The sequence below is a fragment of the Streptomyces sparsogenes genome (assembly GCF_001704635.1).
GTDB classification, from domain to species: Bacteria; Actinomycetota; Actinomycetes; order Streptomycetales; family Streptomycetaceae; genus Streptomyces; species Streptomyces sparsogenes.
Genome location: NZ_MAXF01000082.1, coordinates 1 through 8,894, shown reverse-complemented (window position 1 = coordinate 8,894; position 8,894 = coordinate 1). Strand labels below are relative to the sequence as shown.

The following is an 8,894-nucleotide window of genomic DNA, read 5'->3' as shown; positions in this document are numbered from 1 at the left end:
CGCCTCAGCTCAGCCTCCGCCGCAGCAGCCGCCGACCGCGCCTTGACGCCCTGCCGCCCCGGCGCCGCCGGACACCGCGCGCCGTGCGTCATTTCCCCCGGGATTTCAGGCAGGTGGTGAAGACCAGCTCCGTACGGTCCCCCGGAAAAATGACGTCGGAGAATTCCACGACCCGGCCATCGATATCGAGGGAAATCTTCCTCAGGAGAATCACCGGGACACCCCCCTCCAGGCCGAGCTCCTCGACTTCCTCCGCGGTCGGCGGGCGGGCCGTGATCCGCTCCTCTATCCGGTCCAGCTCGATGCCGAGCGTATCGAGCTGGTTCTGCGTGCCGCCGGGCCATGGCTCGTTCGCGTCGTCGAGCAGATCCGGATTGGCCGCCGCCACCTCGTGGACGAGATAGGAGCGCACCAGCGCGAAGGGGAAGTCCTCGCGGCAGCGGGTGCGGTAAATGCGCTCCAGCAGCCGCGTGCCGACCGGCACGCCGAACAGCGCGGCGCGCTCCTCGTCGGCCACGGCCTCGCGGTACTCGGCGTGGAAGACGAGGTCGGCGGCCTCCAGCCCGGTGTCGTGTTCCGTGGAGCCGGTGCTCAGACGCTCGGCCCGCGACCGGCGCACCCGGTCCTTCTCCCACTGGTGCCGGTCGTTGTGCCGCTCCACCCGTCGGCGGGCCCTCGCGCGAACGCCCTGCCACGGGACGTCAGCGGACTGCTCGTGCTTCGCCATGGGGTGCTCACCGCCTTGTGCTCACCGGTCGGCCGGGATGTGCCGCTCCCTGAACGACAACGGCCCCTGACCGCGTTTCCGCAGATCAGGGGCCGTATCCCTTACGTGGCGGCGCCAGGATTCGAACCTGGGTAGGCTAAGCCGACGGATTTACAGTCCGCTCCCATTGGCCACTCGGGCACACCGCCTGGGATGTGACCAGGGGTTCCGTTCCCTTCGTGGGAACCCCCTGGCGACGACGTAAACAATACCCGATGACGGGGGGTGCTCCGCCACCGGGTTGTTCCCGTCTCGATCATGGCCGAGATGGCTAGGCTGGCCCGAGCGGTCCGGCGGGCCGTGCCCCTGACAGATCTATGTACGAGGAGCCAACTCAAGATGGCCGACTCCAGTTTCGACATCGTCTCGAAGGTCGAGCGGCAGGAGGTCGACAACGCTCTCAACCAGGCGAGCCGCGAGATCTCCCAGCGCTACGACTTCAAGAACGTCGGCGCCTCGATCGCGTGGTCGGGCGAGCGGATCGAGATGCGCGCGAACTCCGAGGAGCGGGTCAAGGCGATCCTCGATGTCTTCGAGTCCAAGCTGATCAAGCGCGGGATCTCACTGAAGGCGCTGGACGCGGGCGAGCCGCAGGCCTCGGGTAAGGAGTACAAGATCTTCGCCTCGCTGCAGGAGGGGATCTCCCAGGAGAACGCCAAGAAGATCGCCAAGATCATCCGTGATGAGGGCCCGAAGGGCGTCAAGGCGCAGGTGCAGGGCGATGAGCTGCGGGTGTCGTCCAAGAGCCGGGACGACCTTCAGGCCGTCATCGCGCTGATCAAGGGCAAGGACCTCGACTTCGCGGTGCAGTTCGTCAACTACCGGTAAGCGGGGTCGCGGCGGCACCGGCGGCCGCTTGTCCCAGGGCGGCGGGCAGCCTGTTTCGGGCCGCCCGCCCTCGGTGACTCCCCGCTTTCGGCTCCCGGCTCTCGGCTCTCGGCTCTCGGCTCTCGGCTCTCGGCTCTCGCTGAGGGTTTTACCAGCGGGGGGCCGCGAAGGGGCGGTCGGTGGAGACGATCTCGTGGCCCAGGGGGGTCAGGGAGATCGGGATCAGCTTGAAGTTCGCCAGGCCCAGCGGGATGCCGATGATCGTGAGGCAGAGGATCACGCCGGTGATGACGTGGCCGAGCGCCAGCCACCAGCCCGCGAGCACCAGCCACAGCACATTGCCGACGCAGGAGCCCGCGCCGGCGTCGGAGCGGGGGACCGCGGTGCGGCCGAAGGGCCAGAGGGCGAAGCCCGCGATGCGCCAGGAGGCGATCGCGAAGGGTATGCCGATGATCGTGACGAAGAGGAGCAGTCCGGCGATGAGGTAGGCGCAGGCGAGCCAGAAGCCGGAGAGGATGAGCCAGATCAGGTTCAGGATGGTCTTCATGGTTGCCGTCCTGCCATCTGCTCGAGGCGGGCGATGCGCTCCGCCATGGGCGGGTGGGTGGAGAAGAGTTTGGTCAGGCCGTCGCCCGCGCGGAACGGGTTGGCGATCATCATGTGGCTCGCGGTCTCCAGGCGGGGCTCGGGCGGCAGCGGGAGCTGCTGGGTGCCCGCCTCCAGCTTGCGGAGGGCGCTCGCCAGGGCGAGGGGGTCGCCGGTGAGCTGGGCGCCGGAAGCGTCGGCCTGGTACTCGCGGGAGCGGCTGACGGCGAGCTGGATGATGGTGGCCGCCAGCGGACCGAGGATCATGATCAGCAGCATGCCGAGGAAGCCGGGCCCCTCGTCGTCGTCGGACCGGCCGATCGGGATCAGCCAGGCGAAGTTGACCAGGAACATCACGACGCTGGCGAGCGCGCCGGCGATGGACGAGATGAGGATGTCGCGGTTGTAGACGTGGCTGAGTTCGTGGCCGAGGACGGCGCGCAACTCGCGCTCGTCCAGGAGCCGCAGGATGCCCTCGGTGCAGCAGACGGCCGCGTTGCGCGGGTTGCGACCGGTCGCGAAGGCGTTGGGGGCCTCGGTCGGGGAGATGTAGAGGCGCGGCATGGGCTGGCGGACGGCGGTGGAGAGCTCGCGGACCATGCGGTAGAGCTGCGGGGCCTCGAACTCGCTCACGGGCCGCGCGCGCATGGCGCGCAGAGCGAGCTTGTCGCTGTTCCAATACGCGTAGGCGTTCGTCCCCAGCGCCACAAGGACCGCCACGATCAGGCCCGTACGGCCGAAGAGGCTGCCGACGACGATGATGAGGGCGGACAGTGCCCCGAGGAGTACCGCGGTCCTGAGCCCGTTGTGCCGACGATGCACGGTGTGCCCTCCAAAACATGCCGCAAGGGAACCCTTTTTGGCGGTGTCTCCACCTTCCAGTGGACCCTTCCGCATTGGTCAACGCCATATGAGGGTCGCTGGTTCCCAAGTGCACACGTGGCGGGCCGCTGGGCCAGAGGGATGAGGCCTCAGGGCGAGGTCTCGGCCGAGTTCACAGCAGGGCGCCGGAGGCGAAGCGCAGGACGAGCTGCGGGGCTCCGGAGAGGGCGACGCCGAGCACGGCGGCGAGGCCGATGACCGCGGTGAGGGAGGCCGGGACCGCGCGGGTGGCGGGAGCCGCGGCCGCGGTGGCCGCCGTCCCGGTGGTCGGCTGGGCGGCCGGCTCGGGCGCGCGGAAGAGGACGGCCGTCCACTGGAGGTAGTAGTACAGCGCGATCACGACGTTCACCGCCATGACCACGGCGAGCCAGCCCAGCCCCGCGTCGACGGCCGCCGAGAAGACGGTGACCTTGGCGAACAGGCCGATGACCCCGGGCGGCAGCCCGGCCAGGCAGAGCAGGAAGAAGCCGAGGGCGAGGGCGGCCGCCGGGCGGGAGGCGTACAGGCCGCGGTAGTCGCTGAGGCGACCCGCCGGGTGGGTGCGGGTCACCAGGGCCGCGACGGCGAAGGCGCCGAGGTTCACGGCGGCGTACATGAGGGCGTACGCGACCGTGGAGCCGACGGCGTGGGCCGCGTCGCCGGAGGAGTCGGCGTATCCGGCGGCCGCGATCGGGACCAGCAGATAGCCCGCCTGGGCGACGGAGGACCAGGCCAGCAGGCGTACGGCGCTGTGGGCGCGGTCGGGGCGCTGGCGCAGCGCGGCGACGTTGCCCGCGGTCATGGTGAGCCCGGCCAGGACGGCGACGGCCGGGCCCCACACGTCGGCGTAGGCGGGGAAGGCGAGGACGGTGACCAGGATGAGGCCGGAGAAGCCGACCGCCTTGCCGATGACGGAGAGGTACGCGGCCACCGGCAGCGGGGCGCCGACGTAGGTGTCGGGGACCCAGAAGTGGAACGGCACGGCGGCGGTCTTGAAGGCGAAGCCGACCAGGGTGAGCACCACGCCGGCCTGGGCGAGCGTGTCCAGGCGCGGGTCGACGTGGCCGAGGGCGCCGGCGATCCGGGACAGGTGGAGGCTGCCGGTGGCGGCGTAGACGAAGCTGACGCCCATCAGCATGACGGCGGTCGCGGTGACCGAGGAGAGGAAGAACTTCAGGGCGGCCTCGGAGGAGAGGCGGTCCCCGCGGCGCAGCCCCACGAGCGCGAAGGCGGGGAGGGAGGCGACCTCCAGGGCGACGACGAGCGTGGCGAGGTCGCGGGAGGCGGGCAGGAGCGCCGCGCCTGCGGCGGAGGACAGCAGGAGGAACCAGAATTCGCCCGCGGGAACGTTGCCGCGCCCGCCGCGCCCCTCGCTTCCGGCTCGCCCGGCGTCTCCGCCGCGCCCCTCAGGGTCCGTGTCAGGGCCCTCGGGGGTGTTGTCGGCGCCGCGGTCGTGGACCTCGCTCATGGACAGCAGGGCCGTCAGAAGGGCTCCGCCGAGCACCAGGAGCTGGATGACGACGGCGAAATGGTCCGCCGTGTAGCTGCACGCTCCCCCGTCGGAGGTGAGGCAGAAGGTGCGGCGGTCCCCGTCGCGGAGCGGCAGCAGGAAGAGCGCGGCCAGGGCCAGTCCCCCGGTCGCGAGCCAGCCCAGGAGGGGTTTATTCCGCTCGGCGAGGAAAAGGTCGGCGACCAGGACGGCCAGCGCGGCCGCGGCGGTGATGGTGGGCGGGGCGATCGCGAGCCAGTCGACGGACTGGACGTAGCCTCCGGCGAGTGCGGTCATCAGTGGCCTCCCGCGAGGAGCTGCTGCACGGCCGGGTCGCTCAGCCCGAGGAGGGCCGCGGGCCACAGGCCGCCGAGGACGGTGAGGGCGACCAGTGGGGTCCAGGCGGCGAATTCGTAGCCGCGTACGTCCACCAGGGCGCGGCGGCCCGGCTCGGGGGACGCCCCGGTGAGCGTCCCGGGGATCTCCTCCTCGGGGTGCTCGCCCATGCAGACGCGGCGCACCACGAGGAGCAGGTACGCGGCGGTCAGCAGGGTGCCCAGGCCCGCGAGCGCCATGAAGGTGAGGAAGGCGGGGCGGCTGAGCCCGTCGGCGGGCCGGAACGCGCCGAACATGGCGAGCATCTCACCCCAGAATCCGGCGAGCCCCGGCAGCCCCAGGGAGGCGACGGCGCCGAAGGCGAGCAGGCCGCCCAGGCGGGGCGCCCTGCCGTACAGCGCCGCTCCTCCGGTGCCGGAGAGCTGGTCGAGGTCGGTGGTGCCGAAGCGGTCCTTCAGGGCGCCGACGAGGAAGAAGAGCAGGCCGGTGATCAGGCCGTGCGCGATGTTGGCGAACAGCGCGCCGTTGACCCCGGTGGGGGTGAGCGTGGCGATGCCGAGCAGGACGAAGCCCATATGGCCGACGGAGGAGTACGCGATCAGCCTCTTGAGGTCGCCCCTGCCTCCGGTGCGGACCAGGGCGAGGCAGGCCAGGGAGCCGTAGATGATGCCGACGGCGGCGAAGGCGGCGAGGTAGGGCGCGAGGGCGTGCGCCCCGTCGGGGGCGATGGGCAGCACGACGCGCACCAGCCCGTACGTGCCCATCTTGAGCAGCACGCCCGCGAGGAGGACGGAACCGACAGTGGGCGCGGCGGTGTGAGCGTCCGGGAGCCAGCTGTGCAGGGGCCACATGGGGGCCTTGACGGCGAGGCCGATGCCGATGGCGAGGACCGCGATGAGCTGGGTGGTGTGGCTGAGCTTCGAGCCGTTGTCCGAGGCGAGTGCCACCATGTCGAAGGTGCCGCCCTTGAGCCCGACGAGGAGGAGGCCGAGCAGCATGACGACGGAGCCGAGCAGCGTGTAGAGGATGAACCTCCAGGCGGCGCGCTCCCGCCCGGCGCCGCCCCACCGGTTGATGAGGAAGTACATCGGGATGAGCACCGTCTCGAACGCCAGGAAGAACAGCATCAGGTCGAGGACGGCGAAGGTGGCCAGGGTGCCGGCCTCCAGGAGCAGCAGCAGCGCGACGAACGCCTTCGGGGAGGGCCCGGCGGGCATGTTGAAGTAGCCGTAGAGGGCGCACAGGAAGGTCAGCAGCGCGGTCAGCACGAGGAGGGGCAGCGAGACGCCGTCCACCCCGAGGTGGATCCGGATGTCGAGCGCCGGGATCCAGCTGATGTCGGTCTGCGCCTGCATGGCGGCCGGGCGGTCGTGGTCGAAGCCCGCGGCGAGCGCGACGGCGGCGGCCAGGACGACGCCGGTGACCGTGACGCCGTGCCGGAGCACGGCCTGGTCCGGGCCGCGGCCGCGCAGCCCGGGCGGGGCGGGGAGGAGCGCGGCGAGCGAGCCGAGGAGCGGGAGGACGATCAGGGCCGCGAGGAGCGACTGCAGGGCGGTGTGGTTCACGGGTCAGGCTCCCGCTGCGACGAGGACGGCGACGGCCAGGACGAGCGAGCCCGCGATCAGCGCGCCGAGGTAGGTCTGCACATTGCCGGTCTGGGCGCGTCGTACGGCCGCGCCCAGCAGCCGGGGGCCGCCGCCCGCGCCGCGTACGTAGGTCTCCACGACCGCCCGGTCGAGGAAGCCGACCAGCCGGGCGGCGGCGCGCACGGGGCGTACGAACAGCGCGGCGTACAGGGCGTCGAGGTGGAAGCCCGCCGCCGCGTGGCGGTGCAGCGGGCCGAGGAGGAGGCGGCCGGGGTCCGCCGGGTCGTGGGCCGCCGCGATGTCGCCGTAGGCGAGCTCGTGGGTGGCGATGGCCTCGGCCTCGGAGAGCGCGGGCTCGGCGTCCGGGTGAGCGGCCACGGCGCCGAGCGGGGCGCGGGCGGCGAGGGCGGTGGTGTGCCGCCAGGTCCCGTAGGTGACGAGGACGCCGACGAGGGCCAGCCCGGTGCCGAGCACGGAGGTGGTGAGGGTCGGGGCGAGCGACCCGCCGTCGAACCAGTCCGGGAGCGCCCCGAAGGCGAGGCCGAGCGCCGCGGTGGGCACGAACAGCACCCACAGGACGGCGTTCATGGCGATGGGCTGCCGCCCGTGGTCGGGGGCGTCCGTGCCCTTGCCGCGGAAGGCGAGCAGCCACAGGCGGGTCGCGTAGCCGGCGGTGAGGAGGGCGGTGAGCAGCCCGGCGACCAGGACGGTCCAGCCGGCGGCCGCCGGGACGGCCGCGGCGTGCCCGGTGGCCGCGTGCTCGGCGGCGCCGAGGACGGCCTCCTTGGAGAAGAAGCCCGCGAAGGGCGGGATGGCGGCGAGCGCCAGCAGGGCGACCGTCATCGTCCAGTAGGCGTCGGGGACGCGCCCCGCGAGGCCGCTCATGCGGGACATCGCGGCCAGCGAGTTCGTCCCGGCCGCGTGGATGATCACACCGGCACCGAGGAACAGCAGGGCCTTGAACGCGCCGTGGCTCAGCAGGTGGAAGACGGCGGCGCCGCGGTCGTCGACGGCGAGCGCGCCGGTCATGTAGCCGAGCTGGCCGACGGTCGAGTAGGCGAGCACGCGCTTGATGTCGTCCTGGGCGAGTGCCGCGAGCGCGGAGCCGACCATGGTGACCGCCGCCATGACCGCGAGCACGGCGAGGGCCGCGGCGGAGGAGGCGAAGACGGGCAGCAGCCGGGCGATGAAGTACACGCCGGCGGCGACCATGGTGGCGGCGTGGATCAGCGCGGAGACCGGGGTGGGGCCGGCCATCGCGTCGGGCAGCCAGGTGTGCAGCGGGAACTGCGCCGACTTGCCCGCGACCCCGGCCAGCAGGAGCAGCGCGATCAGGGTGGGGTGGTCGAGCTGGAAGTGGGCGGCGGAGGAGGTCAGCCGGGTGTAGATGTGGCTGATCCGGAACGTGCCGGCGTCGGCGCCGAGCGCGAAGAGGCCGAACAGGAACGGCACGTCGCCGAGCTTGGTGACCAGGAACGCCTTGAGGGACGCGGAGCGCGCGGCGGCGGTCTCCCAGTAGTGGCCGACCAGGAAGTACGAGCAGATGCCCATCACCTCCCAGCCGACGAGCAGCACGATCAGGTCGTCGGCGTAGACGACCAGCAGCATCGCGGCGGTGAAGAGGGAGACGAGCGCGGCGTAGGAGGGGTAGCGGGGGTCGTCGCGCAGATAGCCGGTCGAGTAGATCTGCACACAGCACGCGACGACGCCGACGAGGACCGCGACCAGGGCGGCGAAGCCGTCGATGTGCAGCGCGAGGTCGATCGGCAGCGAGCCGGTGGGCGTGAGCCGGGTGGACGCGTCCACGGCGCCCGTGCCGCCGCCCGCTCCCCCGCCCTGCCGTACGGCCACGACCACGGCGAGGGCGGCCGCGGCGACGGTCGGCAGCACGGCGAGAGGCCGTACGAAGCCGGGGGCGCGGCGTCCCAGCAGCAGTCCGGCGAGGGCGCCGAGGAAGGGCAGGAGGGGGACGAGGACGGCGGCGGTCGTGGTCGTCACGCGGTCTGCCTCCGGGCGGGGATTCCCTGGTCGGCGCTGTTGTCCGGGCTGTTGTCAGTGGTGGGTGTCACGCTGTCATCGGTGGGCGGGGGCTCGGCGAGGCCCCGGAGCTTGTCGATGTCGGCGGTGCCGCGGTCGCGGTGGACGAGGAGGACGATGGCCAGCCCGATGCCGATCTCGGCAGCGGCGATGGCGATGACGAAGAGCGTGAGGGCCTGGCCCGCGTGCAGGGTGTCGCGGAGCCAGACGTCGAAGGCGACGAGGTTGAGGTTGACGGCGCCGAGCATCAGCTCGACGGACATCAGCACCAGGATCGCGTTGCGGCGGGCGAGGACGCCGTACAGGCCGGTGCAGAAGAGGAGGACGGCGAGCACGGCGGGGTAGGCGAGGTGCATCAGCCCTCCTTCTCGGCGGCTCCGGCGGGCCTGCCGGCGGGGGCCGGCGG

General features: G+C 72.1%; 8 protein-coding genes and 1 tRNA gene. 1 reads left to right on the top strand and 8 read right to left on the bottom strand.

Going from position 1 to position 8,894, the window contains the following annotated elements:
- Positions 1 to 88: 88 nt before the first annotated feature.
- Together BBH68_RS15965 and BBH68_RS15960 are read right to left on the bottom strand one after the other, a co-directional pair.
- Positions 89 to 727 (bottom strand): UTRA domain-containing protein, encoded by a 639-nt coding sequence (locus BBH68_RS15965; RefSeq protein WP_065962927.1) that lies wholly within the window; start codon positions 725 to 727, stop codon positions 89 to 91.
- Between the two features lie 106 nt (positions 728 to 833).
- Positions 834 to 915, bottom strand: a tRNA-Tyr gene (locus tag BBH68_RS15960).
- A gap of 190 nt (positions 916 to 1,105) precedes the next feature.
- Between BBH68_RS15960 and BBH68_RS15955 the strand changes: the two genes are divergently transcribed.
- Positions 1,106 to 1,594, top strand: a complete 489-nt coding sequence (locus tag BBH68_RS15955; protein ID WP_065962925.1) for a YajQ family cyclic di-GMP-binding protein — start codon at positions 1,106 to 1,108, stop codon at positions 1,592 to 1,594.
- A 148-nt stretch (positions 1,595 to 1,742) separates the two neighbouring features.
- Here the strand turns inward: BBH68_RS15955 and BBH68_RS15950 are convergent, their stop codons facing one another.
- From BBH68_RS15950 to nuoK, 6 genes are all read right to left on the bottom strand, one after another.
- Positions 1,743 to 2,141 carry a YccF domain-containing protein gene (locus tag BBH68_RS15950; RefSeq protein WP_065962924.1) on the bottom strand — a complete coding sequence of 133 codons (399 nt, stop codon included), beginning with the start codon at positions 2,139 to 2,141 and terminating at the stop codon, positions 1,743 to 1,745.
- A complete protein-coding gene (htpX, locus tag BBH68_RS15945; protein ID WP_065962922.1) occupies positions 2,138 to 3,001 on the bottom strand; it encodes a zinc metalloprotease HtpX in 864 nt (287 codons plus the stop codon). Before htpX ends, BBH68_RS15950 begins: the two co-directional genes overlap by 4 nt.
- A gap of 172 nt (positions 3,002 to 3,173) precedes the next feature.
- Complete coding sequence (locus tag BBH68_RS15940) at positions 3,174 to 4,826, bottom strand: NADH-quinone oxidoreductase subunit N (RefSeq protein WP_065962921.1); 1,653 nt, start codon at positions 4,824 to 4,826, stop codon at positions 3,174 to 3,176.
- Positions 4,826 to 6,430 carry a complex I subunit 4 family protein gene (locus BBH68_RS15935; protein ID WP_065962920.1) on the bottom strand — a complete coding sequence of 535 codons (1,605 nt, stop codon included), beginning with the start codon at positions 6,428 to 6,430 and terminating at the stop codon, positions 4,826 to 4,828. Before BBH68_RS15935 ends, BBH68_RS15940 begins: the two co-directional genes overlap by 1 nt.
- A gap of 3 nt (positions 6,431 to 6,433) precedes the next feature.
- Positions 6,434 to 8,449: an NADH-quinone oxidoreductase subunit 5 family protein gene (locus tag BBH68_RS15930; protein WP_065962918.1), complete on the bottom strand. Its 2,016-nt coding sequence runs from the start codon at positions 8,447 to 8,449 to the stop codon at positions 6,434 to 6,436.
- Positions 8,446 to 8,844, bottom strand: coding sequence for an NADH-quinone oxidoreductase subunit NuoK (nuoK, locus tag BBH68_RS15925; RefSeq protein WP_065962917.1), 399 nt, complete (start codon positions 8,842 to 8,844; stop codon positions 8,446 to 8,448). The genes BBH68_RS15930 and nuoK overlap by 4 nt, the downstream gene beginning before the upstream one ends.
- Positions 8,845 to 8,894: the final 50 nt, after the last annotated feature.